The sequence below is a fragment of the Bradyrhizobium sp. Ken01 genome, assembly GCF_055807355.1.
This window is the reverse complement of the sequence record NZ_JBVVPC010000030.1, coordinates 16,966-42,441: the sequence shown is the minus strand read 5'-3', so window position 1 is coordinate 42,441 and position 25,476 is coordinate 16,966. Positions and strand designations below refer to the sequence as shown.

Genomic DNA, 25,476 nt, shown 5'->3' with positions numbered 1-25,476 from the left:
GCCTTACGCTCCGCCCGGCAATGGCGCCCGGGCATCGACGAGTTTTCGCGCACGCAGCTCCTGCCAGAACGCCGCCGGCACCGCCATCTCCGACATCGCGATGTTGTCGGCAACTTCCGCGGCGTTGCGCGCGCCCATCACGGCGACCGTGACCGCCGGATGGGCCATGCAGAACTGCAGCGCGGCGGCTTTTAGCTCGGTGCCGTGCTTGCGGCAGAGCTCGTCGAGCGCCAGCGCACGGGCGACGAGGGCCGCATCGGCGTCCTGGTAGTTGAACTTCGCGCCCGTGTGCGGATTGGCCAGGATGCCGCTGTTGTAGATGCCGCCGAGCAGGATGCCGATGTTCTTCGCGGCGCAGACCGGGAATAGCGCATTCAGCGCGCCCTGGTCGAGCAGCGTGTAGCGGCCGGCGAGCAGGAAGCAGTCGACCGGAACGGCCGCTGCGAACCGGACCAGCATGTCCGACTGGTTCATGCCGGCACCGATCGCCTTGACGGTTCCCTCCGTGCGCAGGCGCTGGAGCGCGCGGAAGGCGCCGGCGACGGCGTCGTCGTAGTGATCGTCGGGATCATGCACGAGCAGGACATCGACGCGATCGAGCCCAAGCCGCGCCAGGCTTTCCTCCACCGATCGCATCACGCCGTCATAACTGAAATCGAACACCGGCCGCTCGCGCGGGGTACCCTTGTAATGCTCGTCCTCGGCGGCAACGCCATCGGGCGCACGCAGCAGGCGGCCGACCTTGGTCGAGATGGCGTAGGAGTCACGGGGCTGTTGCCGCAGGAATGCGCCCAAGCGTCGCTCCGCGAGGCCAAAGCCGTAGAGCGGCGCGGTGTCGAAGAAGCGGATTCCGAGCGACCAGGCGCGGGCGATCGTCGCTTCCGCATCGGCATCGCTGACGGGGGTGAACAATCCGCCGAGCGGGGCGGAACCGAGGCCGAGTGAGGTGACATCGAGAGAGCCGAGCCGCGACCTTTTCATTCCCATTGCCTCAACAGTCTTCCCCGACAACCAAAATCATCTCTCCCGCTTGCGACAAGCGCAAGCGGGAGAGGCACGCAGGAGCGCGGGGCTGGCGACGCTCCTACTTCAACATCTGCGCAACGTTGTCCTTGGTCACGAGATCGAGGCCGGTATAAACGATCTCCGGCACCTTCTCGCCCTTCTTGATGGCGAGCAGCGTGTCCATGGCCTTCTCGCCCATCTCGAACGGACGCTGGCCAACCAGCGCATTGGCATAGCCATCGCGCAACAGCTCGAGCTGCATCTTCAGCGTATCGGCGACGACAAGCGTGAACTTGCCGGAGTCGATATCCTTCTTGTATCTGGACGCGAAGGCCTTGAAGCCTTCGGGGGCGAACATCGGCCAGCCGCCGATGGGAACGATCGCGGCGAGATCGGGCGTCGCGGTGCGCATGTCAGTCATCTGCTGAACCGCCAACGCGGGATCGTCGTTGCAGAACGTCGGAGAGCCCGCGACCTCGGTCCATTTTGAGCCCTTCAACGCCTCGCGGACGCCGTCGACGCGTTCGGCGAGGTTCTTGGCGCCGGGACCACCCGAGACCATGGCGTATTTGCCGCCGTCGGGCCGCAGCTTCAGGAGCTGCTTGCCGAGGGCGACGCCGAACTCCTTGTTGTTGGTGCCGATATAGGCGATGCGCTTGGCGCCGGGCGCATCGGCGTCGAAGGTGATGACGGGGATGCCGGCCGCGGTCGCCGCGTCGATCGACTTGGTCATCGCCGCGACGTCGGCAACCGAAATGGCGAGGCCGTCGACCTTCTGGGTGACGAAATCCTGGATGATCTGGGCCTGCGTCGCCGGCTCGTGCTCGACCGGTCCCTTGTAGATGCACTCGATATTGCCGAGCTCCTTGGCGCGCTTCAGGCAGCCGTCGCGCGCGAAGTCGAAGAACGGATTGTTCATCGCCTTGGGCACGATCACGAACCGGTAGTTTGCGGCAAACGCCGGCGTAGCCATCATCGCGACGGCGATGCCGGCAAGAAGATATTTCCTCATCGTCTCCTCCACCCTTCTTTGGCGCCTGTCCTCTTGAGATCGTCCGGGAAGCGGACAGGCGGCATTTTCGTTGCCGTCCCGGAACGATTTCGTTTCAGATCATCCGCGAGCGGATGCGGTCGACCAATACGGCCAGGATGATGATCACGCCCACCAGCGTCTGCTGCCAGTAGGAGCTGACCTGGGCGAGCACGAGGCCGTTGCGGATCACCTCGAGCAGCACGCAGCCGACGATGGCGCCGAGCGGACCACCGATGCCGCCGGCGAGATTGGCGCCACCGATGACGGCCGCGGCGATCACGTTGAGCTCGTAGGACGTCGCCATGTTGGCCGGCGCCGACCCAAGCCAGCCCGAGATGATGATGCCCTGGAGGCCTGCGGCGAGCGCGCAGATCACATAGACCTCGATCTTCACCCGCACGACCGGGATGCCGGTGAGTTCGGCCGCCTTCTCGTTGCCGCCGAGCGCGAACACGTGACGGCCGAACGAGCTGTGGTGCAGCACCACGGCCATCGCCAGCGCGAGGACGATCAGATAAATGAATGGCACGGGCACGCCGAGCACGTCGCCCGATGTGAGCGCGTAGAAATAATCGGCATCCGGCCCACCCGGAAAGCTGCCGCGTCCGTTGGAGACGACATAGCCGAGCCCGCGCACGATCGAGAGCATGCCGAGCGTGGTGACGAACGGCGACAGCCCGAGCACCGCGATGCAGAAGCCGTTGACGAGGCCGGCGAGCAGCGCGACGCCGAGACCGGCGAGGAGCGAGACCACCAGGATCAGGCCGGGGACATTGGCGAGCACCGTCTTGCCGTCGGCCGCCATGTGCACCAACAGGGAGCCCGCGGCCGAGCCGGGCGCCGAGAGCTCGGTCATCACCATCGAGGTGACCATGGCGGAGAAGCACATCATCGAGCCCACCGACAGATCGATGCCGCCGGTGATGATCACGAAGGTGACGCCGAGCGTCGCAATGGCGATGAAGGAGAAATTCTTCGCCACGTTCTGCATGTTGCCTTCGGTGAAGAAGTACGGGCTGGCGAAATGCATGACCACCAGCAGCACTGCCAGCGCGAGCAGGACATAGCCGGTCTGGGACGCGAAGATGCCGCGCTGCCACCATCTGATCTTGCCGACATTCGAGAAGGTGATCGGGGATTCCATGGGCATGGCCATCACGCCGCCTCCTTCGCGCCGGTGATCAGGGCGGTGACTTCCTCGGGGGAGGTCTGGTGGATGGGCTTGTCGGCCCGCTTTTCGCCGCGGCGCATGACGATGACGCGATCGCACACCGCGAACACGTCGGGCATGCGATGCGAGATCAGCATCACGGCAACGCCCTGCTCCTTCAGCCGGTGGATCAGGCCGAGCACCTGCTCGACCTGACGGACCGAGATCGCGGCCGTGGGCTCGTCCATCATGACCAGCTTCGCGTTGGAGAGCCGCGTCCGCGCGATCGCAACCGCCTGGCGCTGGCCGCCCGACATCTTATTGACGAGGTCGTCGGGGCGCGTCTCCGAGCGCAGCTCGCCGAACAGCTCCAGCGCACGCGCAGCCATCGCCTTGTGGTCTAGCAACGCGAACGGCCCGATCCTGCGCTTCAGCTCGCGGCCGAGAAAGACGTTGGCTGCCGCGGTGAGATTGTCGGCGAGCGCAAGGTCCTGATAGACCACCTCGATGCCGACGCCGCGGGCATCGACGGGCCGGTTGAAATGAACCGCGCTGCCGGCGAAACGGATTTCGCCGTGGCTGGGGCGGAAATTGCCGGCGATGATCTTGACCAGCGTCGACTTGCCCGCGCCGTTGTCGCCCATCAGGCCGACGACCTCGCCGGGGAGGACTTGCATGTCGACTTCATGCAGCGCGCGGATCGCGCCGAACTCCTTGCCGATGCCGGTCAATTCGAGGACCGGTGTCGCTTGTGCATTTGTCATCAGCGGCCTTCCTCAGACGTAGCGGTTGACGAGGGATTCCAGATATTCCTGCCGGCCCGAGCGCGGCTGCGGGTCAAAGCCCGGGCCGTGCGCGCGGTCGGCAAGTTCGGCGAGCGAGCGCTGGCCGCCGAGAATGGCGCGGCCCTCGGGCCCGGCCCATCCCTCGTAGCGTTTCGCGAGCGGCGCAGTGAGCACGCCCGCGTCGAGCATGTCCGCGGCGGCGAGCAACGCCCGCGCGCAGGCATCCATCGAGCCGACATGGGCATGGATCAGATCGTCGGGATCGATCGACTGGCGGCGGATCTTGGCGTCGAAATTCAGCCCGCCGGAGCTGAAGCCGCCGCGGCTCAGGAGTTCGTGGAACACCAGGGCAAGCTCGGGCACGTTCATCGCGAATTGGTCAGTGTCCCAGCCGAGCAGATCGTCGCCGCGGTTGATGTCGAGCGAGCCGAACACACCCAGCGCCTCCGCGAGCGCGACCTCGTGATGGAAGGAGTGGCCGGCGAGGATGGCGTGGTTCTGCTCGATGTTGAGCTTGACGTCCTTCAGCAGGTCGTAACGCGCGAGGAAGCCGTAGCAAGTGGCGACGTCGAAATCATATTGATGCTTGGTCGGCTCCTTCGGCTTCGGCTCGATCAGAATCGGCCCCTTGAAGCCGATCTTGTGCTTGTGCTCGACGACCAGCGAGACGAAGCGGCCGAGCTGGTCGAGCTCGCGCTCGAGATCAGTGTTGAGCAGCGTCTCGTAGCCCTCGCGCCCGCCCCACAGCACGTAGTTCTGGCCGCCGAGACGGTGCGTCACCTCCAGCGCGGCGCGGACCTGGCCGGCGGCATAGGTGAATATCTCGGGGTCTGGATTGGTGGCCGCGCCCGCCATGTAGCGGCGGTGCGTGAACAGATTGGCGGTACCCCAGAGCAGGCGCACTTTGCTCGAGGCCATCTTCGCTTCGAACAGATCGGCGATGGCATTGAGGTTGGCGACAGATTCGCCAAGCGAGTTGCCTTCCGGCGCCGCATCGACGTCGTGGAAGGTGAAGAAGGGCACGTCGAGCAGACGAAACAGCTCGAAGGCGACGTCGGCCTTGGCGCGCGCCTGCACCATCGCATCAGTGCCGTGGTGCCAGGGCCGCAGGAACGTCTCGCCGCCAAAGGGATCGCCGCCGGGCCAGCACAACGAGTGCCAATAGCAGACCGCAAAACGCAAATGCTCTTCCATCCTGCGGCCATGGACGAGGCGGTCCTTGTCATACCAGCGGAACGCGGGCGTGTTTCCCGCATCCCCGCCGGCGAAGGCGACAGGCACTGTTGTATCGAAGAATTTCACAGACGCGTTCACTCAGGCACACTCCTTCAAAGCAGGATAAAGCTCGCGCCAGCGGCGATAGGCCTCGTCATAGGCGGCAGCGACCGATGCGCGAGGCGTGAAGCTCGCGAGCCGGCGCGGACGAGTGCAAACCGCAGCCGCGCCTTCGCCGGTGGCGGCGAGCCGGCCGAGCCTGGCGGCGCCGAGCGCCGCACCGACCTCGCCCTCCTCGACGCGGTGGACGGGAATGCCGAGCACATCGGCGCAGATCTGCGCCCACAGCGGCGAGCGCGAGCCGCCGCCGACGAGATCAACCTCGGCAAGCGGTCCGCCGGCCGTGCTCAGTGCCGCCAGATTGTCGCGCGCGGCGAAGGCGACGCCTTCGAGCACGGCCTGAACGATCTGGGAGCGGCCGGTCGCACCGCGCAGGCCGACGAAGGCACCGCTGGCTGCGGCATCGTTGTGCGGCGTGCGCTCGCCGTCGAGATAAGGCAGGAATTTGACCGGGCTCGGTCCATCGACGCGCTCGCCGAGCGGCGCCAGCAGCGCTGCGGCCGGAACCTCCATCACGCCCGCGAGCCAGGCCAGCGAAGCCGCAGCCGACAGCATCACGCCCATCTGATGCCAGCGGCCGGGCAGTGCGTGACAGAACGCATGGACCGCCGAGGCCGGCGCCGGTGCAAACCGATCCGTGACACGGAACACCACGCCGGATGTGCCAAGCGACAGGAAGGCATCGCCCGGCGCGATGGCGCCGAGCCCGATCGCGCTCGCGGCATTGTCGCCGGCGCCGCCGGCGATCACGACATTCTTTGCCATGCCCCAGCGTTGCGCGTAATCCGGCGCAAGCGTCGCGCTGACGTCGCTGCCCTCGACCAGGCGTGGCATGTGATGGAGATCGAGCCCGGTGGCGTGCAGCAGCAGGGGCGACCAGCGGCGCAGACCGACGTCGAGCCACAGCGTGCCGGCCGCGTCCGACATGTCCTCGATCATCTCGCCGGTCAGGCGATAGCGGACATAGGCCTTCGGCAGCAGCACCTTTGCGACCCGCGCGAAGATTTTCGGCTCGTGCCTGGCGACCCAGAGCAGCTTCGGCGCGGTGAAGCCGGGCATGGCCAGATTGCCGGCGATCGTGTGCAGCGACGGGCAGCGCCGCTCCAGCGCGACGCATTCGGCATGCGAGCGGCCGTCGTTCCAGAGGATCGCGGGACGCAGCGGCGCTCCGTCCTCGTCCAGCAGCGTCGCGCCATGCATCTGGCCGGATAGCCCGATGCCGCGCACCCGTGCGACCTCGCGCGGATGGCGGGCGGCCAGATCGTCGACCGCGCCGACCGCCGCATCGACCCAGGCATCGGGATCCTGCTCGGACCACAGCGGCGCGGGATGCGACAGCGCAAGCTCGCGCGCCGCCGTCGCGACAACCGCGCCGGCTTCGCTCACGAGCACCGCTTTCACACCTGATGTGCCGATGTCGATTCCGAGATACACGCCGTCCTCCCTTTCGCCTGTTGCGGTGCGCGAACTCAAGGTCGCCTTATCCGCAACGGGTCGTTTTGAATCCACCTGCCGCTAAGGCAGATTGTCTCGCATCACGATGTCGATCCTGATCTTCTCCTGTTCGCGCAAGATCGGCTCGCCACGGGCGAGCGCGAGCAGCACGCGCACGGCGGCGCGCGCTTCGTGTCCGGGGTTCTGCGAGATCGCGGCATGCATCACACCCTGCAGCAGCAGCCGGCGCGTCAGCGCGGTGACGTCGTGTCCGACGAACACCACCTGCCTGTCGCGGCCGGCATCGCTCAAGGCCTTCTCATTCAACGCGTTGGCGACGCCTTGCGTGCCGGCGCCGACATTATAAAGGCCGACAATGTCAGCATGCCTGCCCAGCAGCCGCGCCAACAATTGTTCCGAACGCGCGTCCTCGTCGCGTCCTTCGAGCACCGGCAGCACACTGAGGCCGGGGAATTCCGACGCCATCACCTGGTTGAAGCCAAAAATGCGCTCGGCATGGTCGCGCAGGCCCTGCGAGCCCGCGACGATCGCAACCTTGCCGGACTTTTGTCCGACCAGCCGCCCGACCAGCGCGCCGGCGGTGCGTCCCGCGGCAATGTTGTCGATGCCGACATAATGGTGCCGGCGCGACGACGGCACGTCCGAGACCAGCGTCACGACCTTGGCGCCGGCATCGACGAGATCGTCGATGGCGGCGCGGACGCCGGGATGGTCCAGCGCCACCACGGCGATGCCGTCGTAATCGTCCGAGAGCCCTTCCAGGGAAGCGGCGAGCACGGACGGATCGAACACGTCGGTTGCGACCGTCTCGACGCCGAGGCGACGGGACGACAGCCAGCCCGACATCTCGCCGAGATAATCCTGGATCTGCTGCATGAACGGGTTCGGCCCCGACGGCATCACGAAAGCGAAACGGCGGGCGCGGCCGCGGGCGAGCTCGGCGGCGGCCACGTGCGGCTGGAACGAATTGCGCTCGATCGCCTCTTTGACGCGCCGGACCGTGTCCGGCCGCACGCCCGGGCGATTGTGCAGGACGCGGTCCACCGTCGCGAGGCTGACGCCGGCCTGGCGGGCGATGTCCTTCAGCGTCAGCGCGGTCGTGGTGAGCGTCTCGGCCATGGCTGAAGGCTAGCAGAGGTGTTTTGAGGTGCGCAACTCATTTTGAGGGGCGGCAGGCATTTTCCCGCAGCTGAGTCCAGGAACAGCCGCTTCCGTCCGCCGTTGCTGCCCCGTGCGCAACGATATCACCCATGATCCCGGCGAGGGATTGAGCCCGACGCTCGAGCGCAACATCCAGGCCCTGGTCGAGCGCCGCCGCCGCGAGCAGCGCGGTGCCAGGGGTCAAGAAAAGCTTGCCGATGCGATCACGGCGTTCACCGGCAGCATGGCCTTCGTCTACCTCCATGTCGCGGTGTTCGGCTTCTGGATCATCGCCAATCTGCATTGGCTGCCGGGAATCCCGGCCTGGGACGAGAGCTTCGTGGTGCTGGCGATGATTGCTTCGGTCGAGGCGATCTTCCTGTCGACATTCGTGCTGATCTCGCAGAACCGCATGAGCGCAGCAGCGGACAAGCGCGCCGATCTCGATCTTCAGATCAGCCTTCTCGCCGAGCACGAATTGACCAAGGTTGCCCGCCTGCTCACGCAGATCGCCGAGCGGCTCGACGTCCAGCCCGACTCGAAGCGGGATCTGGAGGAGGCCAGCCGGGACATCGCCCCCGAGCGCGTGCTCGACAGGATCGAGGAGACGCGCTCCTGAGCTATCGGCTCGCCGACAGATCCAGGGTCAGGAACAGGCTGTTGGGATCCTCGACATAGCCCTGGAACGGGCCGCAGAGGACAAAGCCATGCGCCTGGTAGAGCGCGTGCGCCGGCTTGAAATAGTCCCACGAGCCGGTTTCGAGGCTGAGCCGCACTATGCCGCGCGCGCGGGCTTCCGTGATGATGTGGCGGAGCATCTCACCGCCAAAGCCGCGCCGCCGCGTGGTCTGGAGCGTGTGCATCGACTTCACCTCGCCATGCGCTCCCGACAGCGACTTCAGCGCACCGGTGACGACCAGCGTGTCGCCGTCCCAGCCGGTCCAGAACGCGACTTCCGGGGCACGAAGCCCGGCGAGGTCAAGCGCATGGGCACTGCCCGGCGCGGTCTGTGCTCGCGCCTCCGTGACGTGATGGTCGAGCAGCGCGATGACGCGCGGATCAAAGGTGTCGCCGGTGCGGATCTGCATCGTCACGGTCTCACATCTTGCCGTAGGACGCGCCGCGGCGCGTGATGATGACGTAGCGCGCGTCCTGTCTGGTCTCGTTCTCGAAGATCACCGCGCGCATCACGTCGAAGTCGAGACAGTCGCCTTCGCGCAGGCGAACCGCCTTGGCGTCGATGTGCACGGCGATCGCGCCCTCCAGCATCAGCAGCTGCTGGGTGAAGGCGTTGCGCCCCCAGGGGCTGTACGGCACCCGCGCGCCGGCCGGCAAATCGACGACGATGACCTCGATGCCGCTCGCCGCGTCCGTCGGCGAGGCGTGCCGGCGGCGATAGCCACTGTCGGGATCGCGCCAGTGCGGCTGGTCGGCGAGCCGCACCAGCCGCTCCGGCGGCTTCTCGGCGAGCGCGACGACGTCGCTGAGCGACACGTCGAGCGCGGCACAGAGCTTGTTGAGCAGCGACGCCGTCGCACTGCTCTGCGCCCGCTCCACCCGCCCGATCATGGCCCGGCTGACGCCGGAGCGCGCCGCCAGCTCATTCAGCGTCATGCCGGCTTGCGTCCGCACCGTCTTCAAGCGACGACCGATCGCGCGATCGAGCTTTTGCTGGTCCATAGCCCCTATCCGAGCGCTGTTTCGGCAGCCGCATTTGCTTGGGAGAGAGCCTAGCGCGGGAAACAGCGAATGCCGGGAATGAGATGCCAATATATTGGAATTTCGGCGCGCGCGAATGCATCCTCGGCGCAAAATCCGTTCATCGTCCTCGGGATTCGACCGTCGCACTCGCCCAACGACAGGCGCTTGCGAGCCTGGCGCGGACGGAATCGACGCCGGCGAGCTCGAAGATGGCGCTGGTGTTGCGCCCCGCACCGTCGGTAACGGAGATAGACGTCTTTCCGGCGCGCAATGCGCGTACCAATTGGACCGGATCCTCCGGCATGGACGCCGTGCGACCGTCAGATGCCAATCGCCAACGCATTGGCCGCGCCGTGGCCTGGTCGGGAGAGATCGCGACGTCGACTTCCCCTCCGCGCAACGCGCGCCAGAGGCCATTGGAGCCAAGGGACAGCTCGGTCCGCTGGTTACGGCAACGTAGCACGAGCATTTCTGGTGCATTGGCCGTCACCGGGGCAAGCGCATACAATTTGGCGACAAAGAGCGGCGAGAAGTCCCTTGGAGACGTGGTCTCGCTGATCAACCAGCCCTCGGCGATTGACAGTCCCGCGATTGCGTCGTCCCGATTGGCCGGCGTCATCGCCGGCGCCGGTTCAGCTTCGGGTGGCAACGGCTGCATACCGGCGTGCGGTTTGGAGGGGATATCGTCGGGTTGTCGGACCTCGTCTTTGTTGGCGAACAGGCTGTCGAGGCACCGTTTCTCCGCGCTGTGTGCCTTCAGCCTGCATCCGAGACGCAGCGCGGTGTCGATGCCCGCCTGATCGCAGGCAGCTTCCGCTGCACGCGTCTGGGCAAAGCATTGGTCCAGACCCCTAAGCGTGCTGGAGGCGGATTGACCATGGGCTTCCGCGATCTCAAGGCTGGCGAACAGGACGGCGGCGAGCCGTCTCATGGACGTCCCGTCCGATTGGACATTTGGGACTCCTGCCAGTTCTCAGCCGCCTTGAGGCGCTGCAGTCCGGGAACGCCCGCACCGGGATTGGCCTCCTTCCACTTCGGATCGAAGCCGGACGCGCGCAGCTGATCGAGCCTGCTGAACAGTTCATTCACGAAAGCGGTGACCCTGTCATGGCGTGGGGTGCCCGGATTCCAGTTATAGGCGACCAGCACCGTCGGCACCGCGATCGTCTCGATATCCCGCCCTGCTTGCACCAAAGCAGGATAGTCGGCCGACGTCAGAGAGGCCGGCACATAATAGTCCGCCAGCTTGGCACCCCAGGGGACCGGCAGGAACTTGAAGCCGTCGTCCCATTTGCGCTTGACGAACGCGTCCACCGGCTTCGACGTGACGAAAACCACAGCCGCCATCTCGCCTTTGCGCATCTGCTCCAGCGCGGCCGGGTGAGGCACGAAGGCCTTCTCCACCTCGACGCCGAGACGACTGAAGATGAGTGGACCCGAATAGGCGGCCGCCGTGCCCTGCGTGTTGAAGTTCACCTTCTTGCCGGCGAGGTCGGCGAGCGAATTGATCTCGGGACGCACGAAGACATGGAGCTCCGACGGGAACAGGTTCATCACATGCACGATGCGCTTTCCGATCTCGGGCACCTGCGCGCGATACTCGTCGAGCGAATCGCTGTTGATGATCGCGATGTCGATCCCCTTCAGATAGAGCACATCGTTGACATTCTCGGTCGGTCCGCGCGTCACCACCGGAAGCACGTGCACCTTTCCGCTCTCGTTGACCACGCGCGAGATCTCGGTCGCGAAGCGGAGTGGTGCGCCTTCAAGGAGCCCGGCGGCTAATCCGACCGTGCCTGCATTGATGCGATCTCTCACGTCCTCTTCGGTCGTCCGCTGTTGAGTGGCCCGCACCGACCGGTTCCCTCGCGCGGGCGCAGACGCGACCGGTTCCGTCGTCTGTTTGGCAGCGCCGGGCCTGGTGGCAGTTTGGGCGGAAGCGGGCAACGCGAGCAGCGACACAGCCAGCACGAACAGCAGCTTGCGCATCATCCCGGCCTCCCCTTGTTGGTTCCTGTCTACGGCCGGACGTAGCTCCAGCCCTTTTCCTGCAGCTCCATCATGCGCACGACACCCGAGGCAACCATGGAAGCCTCCGGCAGCAGCTCGAGCGGCTTGCCTTCCTTCTTTTCCATCCCCTCCCGGGTGACGCCGCATGCGGCGAAGCGAACCTTGTTTGGGAAGGCGAGGTCCGTCATGGCGTGAATGCGATCGGCGACCGGCGTCGTGTCCTTGCGCAGCATGTGCAATCCAGGACCGAACGCCACGATCTCGACGTCGGCCTCTTCGCCCTTCTTGCGGTAATAGTCGAGCACGTTGGTGGCGTTGTTGAGCGCGAGATTCATCACGGCGGCATCGTTCTGGTTGACCTGGATCACGAGCCTGTGCGGCGCCGGCTTGACCGGGTGCACGGCTGCTTGCTTCCGCGGGATCATGGCGTGGGCAGAACTCGCAGAGGCCGGCTGCTGTTGCACCGAGCTCATGGCGTACACCGAGCCGATTGCGAGTGTCGCGAGCACAGCTGCGGCGATATGGATTCGTACATCAGGCATGGACCATCTCCGTCTGCGATTTGCGCTCGACACGGAGTGCAACTCGCTTCATCCGGACCAGGCCCTCAGTGAGGCCGCAGGTGTTGCGCACTGGACTTGCGTTGGGGGTGACCCGGACCGGGAAACATGAACTCCCGGCCCGCCCTTCGACAGCCTGCAGTTCGTGCTAAGCGCAATGGATTAAGCGCAGCGAGCGTCAGCTCAACGTGCCGTTGCGCCCGGGCGGATCGCCAAGAGAGACTTCGAGTCAGTGCGACTGTGCTGCGGCCAAGGCTTTGGAGCGGGCGAAGGGAATCGAACCCTCGTATGCAGCTTGGGAAGCTGCCGTTCTACCATTGAACTACGCCCGCGGATGCGCAGCCTGCGCCCGCTCTGATTAGCCGAGACGGCGCATCTCGCCAAGCGCTTTGGCGCAGCCCGCCCGACCCTTCTTGAGTTTCCGGCAAGATTTTGGGTGCGCCGGATTGTGGCGGTGTTATGATTGCCTGTCTGGGGAGACGTGCACTGAGTGGGGCGTGTGCATGGTGGGGCGTGGCTACGCGATATTCGACACGACCATAGGGCGCTGCGGCATCATCTGGAGCGGCACCGGTATCGTCGCCGTGCAATTGCCGGAGGCGCGGGAGATCGACACCCGCCGCCGGATTTTCCAGGTCCATCCCGAGGCGCGCGAGCAGCCGCCTTCCGCGAACGCCGCGTTCGCGATCGAGGGCATCGTGGGCTTGCTGCAAGGCAGCGATGCTGATTTTTCCGAGGTCAGCCTGGACGCGAGCGGGGTGCCCGGCTTTAACCGGCGGGTCTATGAAGCCGCCTGCGCCATCCCGCGCGGGGAGACGCGGACCTATCACGAGATCGCCAAGGCGCTGGGCGCCTCCGGCGCCGCGCATTCTGTGGCCCAGGCGATCGCGAAAAATCCCTACATGCTGATCGTGCCCTGCCACCGGGTGCTGGAGGCCGGCAATTACACCGACCGGCTCTCGCCCTATGGCGGGGTGATCTCCAAGCGGCGGCTGCTGTCGCTGGAGGGCGCCCATCCAATCGCCAGCAAGACGCTGTTCGACGTGCTGCTGCCCGTTGCCCCTCCGAGACCCTCCACCTAGATAGGTGGCATGGACGCAACCACGCTGCTGACCACTCCCTCGATGACCGTCTCCGAGTTTCGCTGCGACGCGGGACCGGACGACAGCCCGTTTGCGGAGTGTCGCACCGGCCATTCCATTGCCTATGTCCGCGCGGGCAGCTTTGGCTGTCATTGCCGCGCCGGCTTCTTCGATCTGGTCGCGGGATCGATGCTGGTCGGCGCGCCGGGCGAGGAATACACCTGCACGCATGAGCATGTCGCCGGCGACATCTGCCTGTCCTTTTTCCTCAACGAGGATCTGGTCGACGCGCTCGGCGGCCGGCGCGACGTCTGGCAGGTCGGCGCGACGCCGCCGCTGCCCGAGCTGATGGTGCTGGGCGAGCTCGCCCAGACGGCGGCAGATGGCAACAGCGACCTCGGTCTCGACGAGGTCGGGCAGATCCTCGCCGGCCGTTTCGTCGATGTCGTCTCGGGCAAGGCGCGCAAGCCGACGGCGCCGACCGCACGCGACCGCCGCCGGGCCGTGGAAGCCGCCCTGTGGATCGACGCCAATTCGCACGCCGAGGTCGACCTCGAACAGGCCGCGCGGCAGGCAGGCCTTAGCCCGTTCCATTTCCTGCGGCTGTTCTCCGCCGTGCTCGGCGTCACCCCGCATCAATATCTGGTGCGCTCGCGGCTGCGGCATGCGGCGCGGCTGCTCACCGACGACGACATCGCAGTCACCGACATCGCCTATGACGTCGGATTCGGCGATCTCTCCAACTTCGTCCGCACCTTCCACCGCGCCGCCGGCGTCTCGCCGACCAAGTTCCGTCAGGCATCGAAGGGGGAGCGCAAGATTCTCCAAGAGCAACTTGCCCTCAACTGACTAGGTTCGTCTCCGGCGCGCGCCGATTGCGGCGCGCTTTGGCAATGGAGACGACCATGTACGACCATATCGGATTGCGCGTTGCCGACCTCGACGCCGCCACGCGCTTCTACACCGCGGTGCTGGCGCCGCTCGGTTATGTCCTGTGCTCGAGCGGTGACGGTTATGCCGGCTTCGGGCCGAAGGGCGAACCCGGGCTATGGCTGCACCTGAACAAGGGGCGCAAGGCCGACGGCGCGCATATCGCGTTTCGCGCCGGCGATCATGACGCGGTGAAGGCATTCCATAGCGAGGGCTTGAAGAGCGGCGGCCGCGACAATGGCGGCGCCGGCCCGCGCAAGGATTACAGCCCGACTTACTACGCGGCGTTTTTGATCGATCCCGATGGCAACAATGTCGAGGCGGTTTGCACGTGAGTGCGGCAGCCCTCACTACACACACGCTGTCATGCCCCGGCTTGACCGGGGCATCCAGTACGCCGCAATTTCCCGATTCGATCACAGCGGCCTCTGGAATGCTGGATCGCCCGATCAAGTCGGGCGATGACAGCTGAGACGCCGGTACTATCGCTCCCCTCTCTACATCAATGGACTCAACCAGGATTCAACAATGGCCTCCATCCACAACGACATTCCCCTGCCCGCCCCGGCGCGCGACGTCTGGGATGCGGTGCGCGATTTCGGCGCGCTGCATCGGCGGCTGGCGCCGGGCTTCGTCATGGCCTGCACGCTCGACGGCGACGCGCGCGTCGTCACCTTCGCCAACGGATCGGTGGCGCGCGAGGTGCTGGTCGATTGCGACGACGCGCGGCAGCGGCTGGTCTACGCGATCAACAACGAGCGGCTGAAGCATTACAGCGCCTCGGTGCAGGTGATTGCCGAGGGCGAGGCGAGATGCCGCCTGCTCTGGATCATCGACATGCTGCCGAACGAGCTCGCGCCCTATGTGCAGGGACAGACCAAGGACGCCGTCGCCGCCATACACCGAGCGTTTCCGGCCGCGGCTGCGTGATCTTTCTCACGGAGCCCAGCCCTCGTCCGCACTAACCATGGCGGCGTGCGTCCGGTTGGCTCCGCTCTCCCGGCGGCGCCCCGCACGCGAGGAGCAGGCCATGAGAGGTGCGGACAAGGTGATCTGCCAGGCGGCCGCCGTGCTGCTGATGTTTTCGATTTCGAGCGGACCGGCAAAGGCGCAGTTCCTCGGCGGCGGAGGTGCCGGCGGCGAGGACATGATGACCCAGATGGCGCCAATGCTGGAGATGATGAAGGCCAAGATGGGCAAGCGCCGCTTCGGCATGATGATGCAGACCATGGGCCCCATGATGAGCCGCATGATGGAGAATGGCGGTGGTGGTCTTGGTGGCATGATGGGCGGCGGCGGAATTGGCGGCCTCGGCGGCGGCAATCTCGGCGGCGGTTTCGGTGCGCCAAATTACGGCGGCTACGCGCCGATGGGCGCAGGCGGCACCATGCCGACTGGAATGGGCGGCATGGGTGGCGGCGAAATCATGGGCATGCTCGGCGGCGCCGGCGACGGCGACATGATGGCGATGATTCCGCAACTGATGCGGCTCGCCAATGTCGGCGGCGGTGGCGGGCATCGCCGCCACAGGCGCCGCTAGTCCACGGCGGTCGACAGAGCCGGCCTGATCGCAGGTTTGGTTTGGCGCGGTCCCCAGCGCGTCAGCACCACGCTGGAGCACGAGAGCAGGCCGAGCACGACCATCGAGCTCGCCGCCAGCCAGAAGAAGTTTTGCGCGGTGGCATCATGCGTGGACAGCCACCAGCCGACCGCCGAGATGTAGATCAGCCGCGCGGTCTGCGCCAGCACCGGGCCGATCACCTTCGCAGCGCCCTGCGACGAGAAATACATCGTCGAGGCGAGGCCGATGAAGGCGTAGAATGGTGCCACCGTGGACAAATATTGATGGCTGGTGGCGCGCACGGTCGCGCTGTCGGTGAAGATGTTGACCCAGAGATCGGGGAAGATCGCAACCAGGCACGCCGGTGCACCGACGGCGACGAAGGCGCTCGCCGCCGCGATCCAGGCGATGCGCCGGGCGCGGGCGATGCGGCCGGCGCCGACCGCCATGCCGATCATCGGCACCGAGGCGATGCCGAACGAGAACGCGATCGAGGTCAGCAGGAATTCCAGCCGCGCACCGATGCCGTAGCCGGCGAGGATCGCGGTGCCGAATTTCGCAAGCATGTGGGTGAAGATCGAGATCGTCAGCACCGATTGCAGCGGCGAGAAGCAGGCGATGGCGCCGACCTTCAGGATGTCGAAAAACATCGCCCATTGGATGCGCAGGCCGCGCAGCTTCGGCGTCACGCGGGCGCGGCCGGAGAACAGGTACCAGCCCATCACGCCGATGTTCATGCAATAGGCGATCAGCGCGCCGGCGGCGACGCCGCGCATGCCGAATTGCGGCACCGGACCGAGCCCGAGCCCAAGCGTGCCGCCGAGCACGATCTGCCAGGCCGCAGAATTGAGGATCAACAGCGACGGCAGCTTCATGTTGCCGGTGCCGCGCAGGACCCCGGCCATGGTGTTGAGCAGCCAGGGCAGCACCGCGCCGCCGAAAAACACCTGGGTGTAGGCGATCGCATGCGTCAGCACGTCGCCGCGGCCGCCGAGCATCTCAAGCACCTTGGGTCCGAAGATCAGCATGCCCAGCATGAAGACCAGGCCGAAGCTGATGCCGATCAGCAGCGCATGTGCGGCGAGCGTCCCGGCACGCTCGCGATCGCCGGCGCCGAGTGCGCGCGCGATGGCGGAGGCCACCGCGCCGCCCATCGCACCGCCCGACATGGTCATGGTCAGGATCACTGTCGGAAACACCAGCGCCATCGCGGCCAGCGCTTCCACACCAAGACGTCCGATATAGGAGGTCTCCGCAATCACCGTGCAAGTGCCGGCGGAGAGCGCGACCACGTTGGGCCAAGCCAGCCCGAGCAGCGTGCGCAGGATCGGCCCGTCCATCAGCGCGCTCCTCACGGGGCGTGGTGGCGGCGGCAGCGGACGCTCTTGTTCATCGACCGGGATTTCGGCGATGTCGGACATGTCCTCTCCCGGGCGCGAGCACCAGTTGCGGCGCGGCAATGACTGGGTGTGCCAATGAATTTATTCGCGCAGAAGGCGCGAGGTTCAGCTTGTTAGCACGGCAATTGCCGATTCCTCCTGCGCCTGATGCAGGCGTGCCCTGCGGCAGCGCATTTCAGCCCGTGGAATTGCGACTCTCAGTCTCCGTGGGGCCATCCTTCGAGACGCCCGCTTCGCGGGCTCCTCAGGATGAGGTCTTGTTTCGCGGTGACATGTCGGACCCTCATGGTGAGGAGCCCTCGAAGCGGGCGTCTCGAACCACGAGGCCAACGCCCGCGCGGCATTACCCAATCGTCCAGAGCAATGGCGGACGGCCGCCATGCGTCGGGGACAGGTGCACGCCGATGTGCCGCCCGCATCCGGCCGCGAGCCCTTCGAACAACCCCGCCAGCACCTTGGCGCAAGCGGGGTGATTATCGGCGACGTCGTCCATCAACCTCCAACTCTTCTGACGGATTTCGAACGTGCCTTCGGATTGCGTCGTCTCACCCACATCGTCCTGCGCGACCAACAGTGCGTTGAGGAACGTCGCGAATTCGCTCGCGCCGCCGCGGCCCATCGACAGTGCTGCAGCGACCTCATCGAAATATTGCATCCCGATCAGCTTGCCGGTGAGATGCAGGAGATAGCCGGCATCCTCCGGACCGAACAGCTGCACCATCACTGGCGCTGCCGTGCGCACATATTCCATGGCGTAGTTGCGATAGGCTTTTTCCAGTCGCGGTCTTGGCCAGCTTGCGACCGGCAACGCCGGAGCCGCGGCTGCATCGAACAGCGGCGCTTCGAGGTGCCGCGCGAACACGAGGCGCTGGTCGAGTTCGAGCGGCTGGTCATATTGATAATAGTAGCCTTCGAGCCCATCCTGGCCGTCGACGCTCTGCTTGGTGCAGACGAACCCCAATCTGGTATCGCCGAGCGCCACGCCGTTGTTGGCGTGCCAGCCGCGCAGCATCGCGCGCGAGACTTCGCCCGGCACGCCGCAGATCGCAGTGCCTTTCCAGATCCAGCGCGGCGGGGGATAGCGGATCCAGGCTTTGCGATCGCTCTCATACATGTATTCGACGTGCACGCCGCCGATCCAGTTCGAGAGATAGTGATATTGCGCGGCCGCCACGGCGGGAGGCAGATGGCTCAGCCCGAGCTTCTCCAGCCCCGGCAGGAAGCGTTCCTGCTGCTGGCGGCGGAACACGCGAAAGACGAACTCCGCAGCATCTGCCGTGCCGCGACGCGTGACCACGGTGAGGATCAGGCCGGTGAAATAGGCGTGATAGAGATCGGCAACCGCGCGCCAGCGTTTCCATAGAGCTTCCTGCGTGGAGTCTGATGCGGCGGTCATGTTCGCTCCCGATCGTTGTTTTGATCGAGTGTGTCACTGCAGCCGGTGACGGACAAGCTGAGCCGCACGCAGGGCGCCCTGCACGCCGGCTCGCCAATTCCGCATCACGAATTTTGCGCAGGCTTAATTTTGCACAGCTTTGGCGGCACGCTCGCGCTCGACGCGCTCGGTGACGTCGCGTGCCATCGCCACCGATCCCTGCACAACTCCAGCGGCGTCTCGCACCAGCGCGAAGGTCATCTCGATGTAGAGCTTGCGTCCGTCCTTGTGCAGCGCGCGGGTCAGTGTCGGCTTGCCCGCAAGCTTCATCGCGCCGCTGGCAAGCGCGGCCTCGAAACCCTTCCAGTGCGCGGCGCGCAGATGTTCGGGAATGATCAGGTCGAGATTCTGGCCCAGCGCTTCGTCCGCGGAGAAGCCGAACAGTGCGGACGATGCGCGATTCCAGCGCATGATCGTGCCGGAGCGATCCGAATAGATCAGCGCATCGGCGACGTCGTCGAGGATGTTTGCGTCGAGTTCGGATGAATTGGTCATGTCAGCACCTTGTAGCCCGGATGGAGCGCAGCGTAATCCGGGATCGCGCCACAAGTGAGACTTTCCCGGATGACGCTTGCGCTCCATCCGGGCTACGGATGATGGCTAAACCCGGAAATGCTTGCTCAGCTTCAGGCCCTGGGCCTGGTAATTCGAGCCGATGCGCTGGCCGTACATGGCGTCGGGGCGGGCCAGCATCTTCTCGTAGACGAGGCGGCCGACGATCTGGCCGTGTTCGAGGATGAACGGCACCTCGCGCGAGCGCACTTCGAGCACGGCGCGCGACCCCAGCCCGCCGGCGCCGGCATAGCCGAAGCCGGGATCGAAGAATCCGGCATAATGCACACGGAACTCGCCGACCAGCGGATCGAACGGCACCATCTCCGCGGCGTAATCGGGCGGCACCTGCACCGCCTCTTTCGACGCGAGGATATAGAACTCGCCGGGATCGAGGATCAGGCTGCCGTCGGGACGGGCCGAGATCGGCTCCCAGAAGTCCTCGACGGAATAGCCGGCGCGGCGATCGACGTCGATCACGCCGGTGTGGCGCTTGGCGCGATAGCCGACGAAGCCGCCGCTCTTCTCGCCGGAGAGATCAACAGAGACGGCGACGCCGCCGGTGAGATCGGCATCGTCGACATCGACGAGACGCTCGGTCGCATGCAGCGCCTCGAGGTCGTCGATGTTGAGGATGGCATCGCCGGTGCGGAAGCGCACCTGGCTCAGGCGCGAGCCCTCGCTGACCAGCACCGGGAACGTCTTCGGGCTGATCTCGGCATAGAGCGGCCCATGATAGCCGGCACCGATCATGTCGAAGCGGCGGGTGCCGTCGGCGATCACGCGGGTGAAAACGTCGAGCCGGCCGGTCGAGCTTTTCGGGTTGGCGGCCGCGACGATCTCCGGCGGCAGCGCGAGGCTTTCGAGCAGCGGCACGATGTAGACGCAGTTGGTCTCCAGCACTGCGCCGTCGGCGAGGCTGAACTCGTGCAGCTTCAACTCGTCGATGCGCTCGGCGACGGTGGCACCGGGACCGGGCAGGAAGCTGGCGCGAACGCGATAGGCGATGTCGCCGAGGCGGAGGTCGAGGCTCGCCGGCTGGATCTGGCTTTCGACGAAGTCGTAAGCGGGCAGGATGAGACCGCCCTCCGCCATCGCCGCGATCATGCGGTCGGGCAGGATACCATTGGCGTCGGCGGCAACCGTGAACGTCAACCGGGGGTCCTCATCAGGGATCAAACACATCCCGACATGCGGGAAATATGAGCGTTTTACGGCTATCCGATGGACGTCTTGACGGAAAGGGCATTGCGGAATATGAGCATGACTTATCCCGTGGTGATTTGAGCCGGCCGGCTTGCAGCCACGTTAAATAAGTCGCTAAACAGGCCGGGGACCTCTGTGATCCCGGCCCGTGGAAATATTCCAGGCCGGTTTTTTTGTGACCATTTTCGATGGTCACTTCAGGAGGTCCTATGTCGAAGTCCCCGGCGCCCACCGCGTCCTACCGTCCCGAAACCCGCCTGGTCCATTCCGGCACCCTGCGCTCGCAATATGGCGAGACGTCGGAGTCGCTGTTCCTGACCCAAGGCTACGTCTACAACAGCGCCGAGGAGTGCGAGGCGCGGTTCAAGGGCGAGGACCCCGGCTTCATCTATTCACGCTACTCCAACCCGACCATCGCGATGTTCGAGCGCCGCATGATCGAGCTCGAGGGCGCCGAAGCGGCACGTTCCGCCGCGACCGGCATGGCCGCGGTGACGACCGCGATCCTGGCGCCGCTGAAGGCCGGCGATCACGTCGTGGCCTCGCGCGCGCTGTTCGGCTCGTGTCTCTACGTCGTGCAGGATTTGCTGCCGCGCTACGGCATCGAGACCACGCTGGTCGACGGCCTCGATCTCGACCAGTGGCAGCGCGCCATGAAGCCGAACACCAAGACGTTTTTCCTGGAGAGCCCGACCAATCCGACGCTGGATGTACTCGACATTCCCGGCATCGCCGAGATCGCGCACAGTGGCGGCGCGCGGCTCGTCGTGGACAACGTGTTCGCCACTCCGATCTGGCAGAGCCCGCTCGCGCTCGGCGCCGACGTCGTCGTCTATTCCGCGACCAAGCACATCGACGGCCAGGGCCGCTGTCTCGGCGGCATCATCCTGTCCTCGGAAGCGTTCATCGCCGAGCACATCCACAATTTCATGCGCCAGACCGGCCCGTCGATCTCGCCGTTCAACGCCTGGGTCCTGCTCAAGGGCCTGGAGACGCTCGCCGTGCGCGTGCGCGCGCAGACCGAAACGGCGGCGCGCATTGCGGACGTTCTGGCGAGCCACCCGAAGATTTCGCGGCTGGTGTTTCCCGGCCGCGCCGATCATCCGCAGGCAGCATTGGTGAAGAAGCAGATGCGCGGCGGCTCGACGCTGGTCGGCCTCGAGGTCAAAGGCGGCAAGCAGGCGGCGTTCCGCGTGCTCAACGAGCTCAAGCTCGCCAAGATCTCGAACAATCTCGGCGACGCCAAGAGCCTCGTCACGCATCCGGCCACCACGACGCATCAGCGTTTGAAGCCGGAGGACCGCGCCGCGCTCGGCATCAGCGAGGGCTTCATCCGCTTCTCTGCAGGCCTCGAGCACGCGGACGATCTGATCGAGGATCTGACCGCGGCGCTGGAGAAGGCGTGAGTTATTGTCGTCCCGGCCTAGTGCGCAATTGCGCACTAGGCCGGGACGACAGGTCACATCGGCCGATAGGTCCGCACGTCCGCGGGCACGTTGACGCCGAGTTTGATCTGGCCGACGGAACGGATGATGTCGTCGCCGAGGAGCTGGGCGAAGCAGGCATAGCCCCAATCGTTCATGTGCAGTCCGTCGGCGATCACGAAACTCTCGACCGGAAGCGATTGCTTCTCGTGCCAATCGCGCATCACCTCGAAGCGCGGGAAGATGCCGACGTGACGGAGCTCGGCGACCTTGCCGAGCAGCTTCACCATCTTGCCGGCGCTGTCCGCGCGCTGGTTGACGGCGGGCGAATATTGCGGATCGACCAGCACGACGTCGGTGCCGCCGGCAGCCTGGATGCGGCTGATGCCGTCCTCGACCAGTTTGGCGGTATCGCCGGGATCGAGATTGCGTAGCACGGCATTGGTGCCGACCTGCCAGATCACCAGATCCGGATGCACGTCAATCACCTCTTTCTGGAGGCGCTTCATCATCTCGGGCGCGTCCTCGCCGCCGACGCCGGCATTGACGACGGTGATGTCGGCGGTCGGATAGTGCCGGTGCAGCTGCGCAGCAAGGCGATTGGGATAGTTGAACTCCGGCGAGCTCGCGCCGAATCCCGCGGTCGAGGACGAGCCGAAGGCGACGATGACGACGGGCTGGCCGGCGACGAGCTTGCCCGCGACATGCGGCAGCGAGCCCATCGCCTTCGAGCCGCCCTTCGGCGACAGGCAGGGCACGCGGCTGAAGACGTCGCCGGCGGATTTCGCAACCTGCTTCACCTTGTCGATGGCGCGCGCCGTGATGCCGCGCTGATCGGGGGACGTCGCGGCGATGGTGGTCTGGGACGGTGAAGCGAGAGCCGGATCAGCCGACTGCTGCGGGGCCGGCGTTGCCTGTGCGGCCTGCGTCTGCGCGTACGACTGCGAGGCCGGACTCAGCACCAGCAGCAGCGCTGCTGCGGGCACAGCCAGCCATGCCGTCAGGCAAAAAGGGCGGAGAGAACTCATTAACGCTAGACCTCAATTTTGCTGCTGGGCCGGCTCCAGATGCGCAGCGTCGATCACGAACTGTGCCAACGCCCGGCCGAGGCAATCATGGACCTGTTTCGCCAGCTCAGGCCCGCGCGACGGGCTGAACAGGTCGAACTGCCCCTGATCATTCCACTGCCGCATGATCGCGAACCGATCGAACAGCGGAATATCGTGCTCCTGCGCCACCACCCGCATATTGTCGAGGTATGGCGGCACCGAGATCATGGTTTCGGTACGCGGACTGTACTGCAAGTTCATCAAGACGACGTCAGCCCCTGCCTTTTGCAACGCAACAACCCCTTCGGTCACCGCGCCACGAAAATCATCGGGATCGATGGCTCGGATAGCATCGACGGTCCCGGTCTGCCAGATGACCAAAGTAGGCGTCTTTGCTTCCATCAGCTTAACGAAGCTGGCGGCCGCCTCCTCGGCCGTCTTCTTGCTCTGTATTTCTACGGAGACATGCACCGTCTCCGTCGGCGGCAGCTTGTCCTTCAGGATGGCCTGCATCCGCGCCGGATAAGAGGCGTCCTCGGAAGCCGGAATCGTGGTCGAGCGACTGCCGATGACCAGGATTTCGAGCGGTTTGCCGGCCTTCACGGCATCGGCGACCTTGGGAAGCTGGCTTTCGCTGGTGAGCAGATAGGAGGGCACTTCACAGGCTGCGGGCGCGGCTGAAGCAGCTGGCGCAGCATCGTCCGCGCGCGCCGGAGGCGCGGCGAGACCACCGCACAGCAGGATCAGGCTCAGGAAAACCTTCGCCTTCATCAGCCCCCTCCCGCCATATCGGCGCTGCCGACGGCGCTTTTGGTTTTCGAACCGCTCTTGTCAGCCACCCGCTTGTACCACGAAATCAGCCAAGCCATGGCCCACATGATCAGGATTCCGGAGAGACTAATTAGCGCATGCATGACCGGGCCGCCCGAGACCTCGGCCAGGATGAAATGGCCGGCAAAGGCGAGGAAGACGCCGAGACAGAATATCTCCAGGGAATGCGAGCCGCACAGGATCAGCGGCCGCAGCCAGGGCGATTTCAGGCCCGGCCAGTCACGCGGCAGGACGCGCACGGTGAGCGCGGCCAGCGCCAGGAAATGCGTAAAGCGCAGCACGTCAAGGTCGGCCTTGTCGATCGGATACATCCACTGCTCGAGCCGCTTCGGCATGAAGTGGGAGAGCTGCGGCACATACCAGGTCAGCGTCACGTAGAATGCGGCGACCAGATAGACGATCGCGATCCACATCGTCACCCGCGAAGCCAGAATGTGCGACATGCGCCGCGCACCCCCGAGCGCGCACCATGCCCCGAACACGAACAGCAATTGCCAGGCGAAGGGATTGAAGGCCCAGAAGCCGTTCGGATAGGCCGACAGATAGAGGTCGTATTCCCAAGTCACCGCGTAGAGCGCGACCGAGAGGCCGAGCGTCACGTCGGGGCGCCATTTCATCAGCCACAGGATCAAGGGCAGCGCCAGCATCAGCACGATGTAGAGCGGCAGCACGTCCATGTTGACCGGACGGAAGCGCAGCAGCAGCGCCTGCACGATCGTGACGTCGGGCTGCTTGAGGAAATCCATGATGCCCATCTCTTCGGTGTAGAGCGGGTTCTCGAACCGGGTCGCGACGTAGGAGATTTCGGCAAGGAAGATCGTGAACAGGAAGACGTGGGCGACATAGATCTGCCAGACGCGCCGCAGGATGCGCGCGGTGGCGACGACGATGCCGGACTCCAGCATCGCCCGACCGTAGACGAAGGCGGCGGTATAGCCGGAGATGAAGATGAAGATCTCGGTGGCGTCGCTGAAGCCGTAATTGCGGATCGTGAACCAGGTCAGAAGGCTCGGCGGCAAATGGTCGATGAAGATCAGCCACAGCGCGAGGCCGCGGAACAGGTCGAGCCGGAGCTCGCGCTCGCCGATGGCGGGCAGCGAAATGGCCGGCGCGGCCGCGCGCCGCTTTGCCCCCGCGGACTTGACCTCCACAGGCTTGGCGGTTCCCGCGATCGTCGATCCCGTCACTTGGTCGGAAATGGTCATCGGGGGCCTAAAAACCCTTCCGCAAATCGCGACGTGGCAAGGAGTGTACCGGTTCGGCCGTCATCTCGCAAAGCGGCCGGATCACATGCAAGTACATTTGCAAGTCCATTTGGACGTGTACTTCCCTGCGAAATCTGGCGGGACGATGTCGCCAAGGCCGCCTCCGGCGTTTGGTTCCCGGGCGGTTTTCGGTATGATGGCAATCATGTACCGCGCCGTGACCCGCCAGATCGAAGTGACCGTCGAGCCGAACTTTGTTCCGGAGCAGTCGTCGGCTGACCGCTCCCGTTATTTCTGGGCCTACACCATCGTCATCACCAATTCCGGCGATGAGACCGTGCAGCTCAAGACGCGGCACTGGATCATCACCGACGCCACCGGCCGGCAGCAGGAGGTGAAGGGCGAGGGTGTCGTCGGCGAGCAGCCGACGCTCGCCCCCGGCGAACGCTTCGAATATACCTCCGGCGTGCCGCTCACGACCGCCTCGGGCTTCATGACCGGCCGCTACCAGATGGTCAGTGCCACCGGCGAGCGCTTCGAGATCGACGTGCCGACGTTCTCGCTGGACAGCCCGGATAACAAGAGGGTGCTGAATTAGCGCTGGAAATGGTGGGCGCGCTTCGCTTT

General features: G+C 65.4%; 27 protein-coding genes, 1 tRNA gene and 1 riboswitch. Of the genes, 8 read left to right on the top strand and 20 right to left on the bottom strand.

Going from position 1 to position 25,476, the window contains the following annotated elements; translation table 11 throughout:
* Positions 1–3: 3 nt before the first annotated feature.
* From AC0L3S_RS25790 to AC0L3S_RS25760, 7 genes are all read right to left on the bottom strand, one after another.
* The gene (locus AC0L3S_RS25790; RefSeq protein WP_473282097.1) at positions 4–981 is read right to left on the bottom strand and encodes an aldo/keto reductase; all 978 of its coding nucleotides are present in this window, start codon (positions 979–981) and stop codon (positions 4–6) included.
* A gap of 103 nt (positions 982–1,084) precedes the next feature.
* The gene (locus AC0L3S_RS25785) at positions 1,085–2,017 is read right to left on the bottom strand and encodes a sugar-binding protein (protein WP_027514400.1); all 933 of its coding nucleotides are present in this window, start codon (positions 2,015–2,017) and stop codon (positions 1,085–1,087) included.
* A gap of 94 nt (positions 2,018–2,111) precedes the next feature.
* Positions 2,112–3,194: an ABC transporter permease gene (locus AC0L3S_RS25780; protein WP_473265065.1), complete on the bottom strand. Its 1,083-nt coding sequence runs from the start codon at positions 3,192–3,194 to the stop codon at positions 2,112–2,114.
* A complete protein-coding gene (locus AC0L3S_RS25775; RefSeq protein ID WP_473282095.1) occupies positions 3,194–3,952 on the bottom strand; it encodes an ATP-binding cassette domain-containing protein in 759 nt (252 codons plus the stop codon). The genes AC0L3S_RS25780 and AC0L3S_RS25775 overlap by 1 nt, the downstream gene beginning before the upstream one ends.
* 12 nt (positions 3,953–3,964) lie before the next feature.
* Entirely contained in the window at positions 3,965–5,287 is a 1,323-nt protein-coding gene (gene xylA, locus AC0L3S_RS25770; RefSeq protein WP_473282093.1) for a xylose isomerase, read from the bottom strand.
* Positions 5,288–6,742, bottom strand: coding sequence for a xylulokinase (xylB, locus tag AC0L3S_RS25765; RefSeq protein WP_473282091.1), 1,455 nt, complete (start codon positions 6,740–6,742; stop codon positions 5,288–5,290).
* A gap of 81 nt (positions 6,743–6,823) precedes the next feature.
* The gene (locus AC0L3S_RS25760; protein ID WP_473265061.1) at positions 6,824–7,882 is read right to left on the bottom strand and encodes a LacI family DNA-binding transcriptional regulator; all 1,059 of its coding nucleotides are present in this window, start codon (positions 7,880–7,882) and stop codon (positions 6,824–6,826) included.
* Between the two features lie 112 nt (positions 7,883–7,994).
* Here AC0L3S_RS25760 and AC0L3S_RS25755 point away from each other — a divergent pair, with 112 nt between their 5' ends.
* A complete protein-coding gene (locus AC0L3S_RS25755; protein WP_473255897.1) occupies positions 7,995–8,522 on the top strand; it encodes a DUF1003 domain-containing protein in 528 nt (175 codons plus the stop codon).
* Position 8,523: 1 nt separating this feature from the next.
* Here AC0L3S_RS25755 and AC0L3S_RS25750 read toward each other — a convergent pair whose 3' ends face one another.
* The 6 genes from AC0L3S_RS25750 to AC0L3S_RS25725 all read right to left on the bottom strand — a co-directional run bounded on the left by AC0L3S_RS25750 (position 8,524) and on the right by AC0L3S_RS25725 (position 12,506).
* Entirely contained in the window at positions 8,524–8,991 is a 468-nt protein-coding gene (locus tag AC0L3S_RS25750) for a GNAT family N-acetyltransferase (RefSeq protein ID WP_473282162.1), read from the bottom strand.
* Between the two features lie 10 nt (positions 8,992–9,001).
* Complete coding sequence (locus tag AC0L3S_RS25745; RefSeq protein ID WP_007597841.1) at positions 9,002–9,583, bottom strand: helix-turn-helix domain-containing protein; 582 nt, start codon at positions 9,581–9,583, stop codon at positions 9,002–9,004.
* Between the two features lie 139 nt (positions 9,584–9,722).
* Complete coding sequence (locus AC0L3S_RS25740; RefSeq protein ID WP_473265060.1) at positions 9,723–10,535, bottom strand: type VI secretion system-associated protein TagO; 813 nt, start codon at positions 10,533–10,535, stop codon at positions 9,723–9,725.
* Positions 10,532–11,596 carry a TAXI family TRAP transporter solute-binding subunit gene (locus AC0L3S_RS25735; RefSeq protein WP_473282089.1) on the bottom strand — a complete coding sequence of 355 codons (1,065 nt, stop codon included), beginning with the start codon at positions 11,594–11,596 and terminating at the stop codon, positions 10,532–10,534. Before AC0L3S_RS25735 ends, AC0L3S_RS25740 begins: the two co-directional genes overlap by 4 nt.
* A 26-nt stretch (positions 11,597–11,622) precedes the next feature.
* Positions 11,623–12,156, bottom strand: a complete 534-nt coding sequence (locus AC0L3S_RS25730; RefSeq protein WP_473282087.1) for a DsrE family protein — start codon at positions 12,154–12,156, stop codon at positions 11,623–11,625.
* 276 nt (positions 12,157–12,432) lie between these two features.
* Positions 12,433–12,506, bottom strand: a tRNA-Gly gene (locus AC0L3S_RS25725).
* A 171-nt stretch (positions 12,507–12,677) separates the two neighbouring features.
* On the opposite strand from AC0L3S_RS25725, the gene AC0L3S_RS25720 reads away from it, so the two are divergent.
* The 5 genes from AC0L3S_RS25720 to AC0L3S_RS25700 all read left to right on the top strand — a co-directional run bounded on the left by AC0L3S_RS25720 (position 12,678) and on the right by AC0L3S_RS25700 (position 15,726).
* Positions 12,678–13,256: a methylated-DNA--[protein]-cysteine S-methyltransferase gene (locus AC0L3S_RS25720; RefSeq protein ID WP_473282085.1), complete on the top strand. Its 579-nt coding sequence runs from the start codon at positions 12,678–12,680 to the stop codon at positions 13,254–13,256.
* A 9-nt stretch (positions 13,257–13,265) separates the two neighbouring features.
* Positions 13,266–14,105, top strand: coding sequence for a helix-turn-helix transcriptional regulator (locus AC0L3S_RS25715; RefSeq protein WP_473282083.1), 840 nt, complete (start codon positions 13,266–13,268; stop codon positions 14,103–14,105).
* A gap of 56 nt (positions 14,106–14,161) precedes the next feature.
* Positions 14,162–14,521 (top strand): VOC family protein, encoded by a 360-nt coding sequence (locus AC0L3S_RS25710; protein ID WP_354063977.1) that lies wholly within the window; start codon positions 14,162–14,164, stop codon positions 14,519–14,521.
* Positions 14,522–14,714: 193 nt separating this feature from the next.
* On the top strand, positions 14,715–15,116 hold the full coding sequence (locus tag AC0L3S_RS25705; RefSeq protein ID WP_473265055.1) for an SRPBCC family protein: 402 nt from the start codon (positions 14,715–14,717) through the stop codon (positions 15,114–15,116).
* 100 nt (positions 15,117–15,216) lie between these two features.
* Positions 15,217–15,726: a hypothetical protein gene (locus tag AC0L3S_RS25700; RefSeq protein ID WP_473282081.1), complete on the top strand. Its 510-nt coding sequence runs from the start codon at positions 15,217–15,219 to the stop codon at positions 15,724–15,726.
* On the opposite strand, the gene AC0L3S_RS25695 is transcribed toward AC0L3S_RS25700, so the two are convergent.
* From AC0L3S_RS25695 to AC0L3S_RS25680, 4 genes are all read right to left on the bottom strand, one after another.
* A complete protein-coding gene (locus tag AC0L3S_RS25695; RefSeq protein WP_473265053.1) occupies positions 15,723–17,168 on the bottom strand; it encodes an MATE family efflux transporter in 1,446 nt (481 codons plus the stop codon). The two genes, AC0L3S_RS25700 and AC0L3S_RS25695, sit on opposite strands and share 4 nt — an antisense overlap.
* A gap of 322 nt (positions 17,169–17,490) precedes the next feature.
* Positions 17,491–18,543: a hypothetical protein gene (locus tag AC0L3S_RS25690; RefSeq protein ID WP_473265052.1), complete on the bottom strand. Its 1,053-nt coding sequence runs from the start codon at positions 18,541–18,543 to the stop codon at positions 17,491–17,493.
* Positions 18,544–18,666: 123 nt separating this feature from the next.
* Complete coding sequence (locus AC0L3S_RS25685) at positions 18,667–19,077, bottom strand: PAS domain-containing protein (RefSeq protein WP_473282079.1); 411 nt, start codon at positions 19,075–19,077, stop codon at positions 18,667–18,669.
* Positions 19,078–19,182: 105 nt separating this feature from the next.
* Entirely contained in the window at positions 19,183–20,319 is a 1,137-nt protein-coding gene (locus tag AC0L3S_RS25680; RefSeq protein WP_473267048.1) for a 2'-deoxycytidine 5'-triphosphate deaminase, read from the bottom strand.
* Positions 20,320–20,399: 80 nt separating this feature from the next.
* Positions 20,400–20,479, top strand: a riboswitch (SAM riboswitch).
* A gap of 70 nt (positions 20,480–20,549) precedes the next feature.
* On the opposite strand from AC0L3S_RS25680, the gene AC0L3S_RS25675 reads away from it, so the two are divergent.
* Positions 20,550–21,746, top strand: coding sequence for an O-succinylhomoserine sulfhydrylase (locus AC0L3S_RS25675; RefSeq protein ID WP_247285330.1), 1,197 nt, complete (start codon positions 20,550–20,552; stop codon positions 21,744–21,746).
* Positions 21,747–21,799: 53 nt separating this feature from the next.
* Here AC0L3S_RS25675 and AC0L3S_RS25670 read toward each other — a convergent pair whose 3' ends face one another.
* The 3 genes from AC0L3S_RS25670 to AC0L3S_RS25660 are packed head-to-tail and all read right to left on the bottom strand — an operon-like array spanning position 21,800 to position 24,849.
* Entirely contained in the window at positions 21,800–22,792 is a 993-nt protein-coding gene (locus AC0L3S_RS25670; protein ID WP_473282077.1) for an SGNH/GDSL hydrolase family protein, read from the bottom strand.
* A gap of 12 nt (positions 22,793–22,804) precedes the next feature.
* On the bottom strand, positions 22,805–23,584 hold the full coding sequence (locus AC0L3S_RS25665) for an SGNH/GDSL hydrolase family protein (RefSeq protein ID WP_473265893.1): 780 nt from the start codon (positions 23,582–23,584) through the stop codon (positions 22,805–22,807).
* On the bottom strand, positions 23,584–24,849 hold the full coding sequence (locus tag AC0L3S_RS25660) for an OpgC domain-containing protein (RefSeq protein ID WP_473282075.1): 1,266 nt from the start codon (positions 24,847–24,849) through the stop codon (positions 23,584–23,586). Before AC0L3S_RS25660 ends, AC0L3S_RS25665 begins: the two co-directional genes overlap by 1 nt.
* 205 nt (positions 24,850–25,054) lie before the next feature.
* Between AC0L3S_RS25660 and apaG the strand changes: the two genes are divergently transcribed.
* Entirely contained in the window at positions 25,055–25,447 is a 393-nt protein-coding gene (gene apaG / locus AC0L3S_RS25655) for a Co2+/Mg2+ efflux protein ApaG (protein ID WP_027514422.1), read from the top strand.
* Positions 25,448–25,476 lie beyond the last annotated feature (29 nt).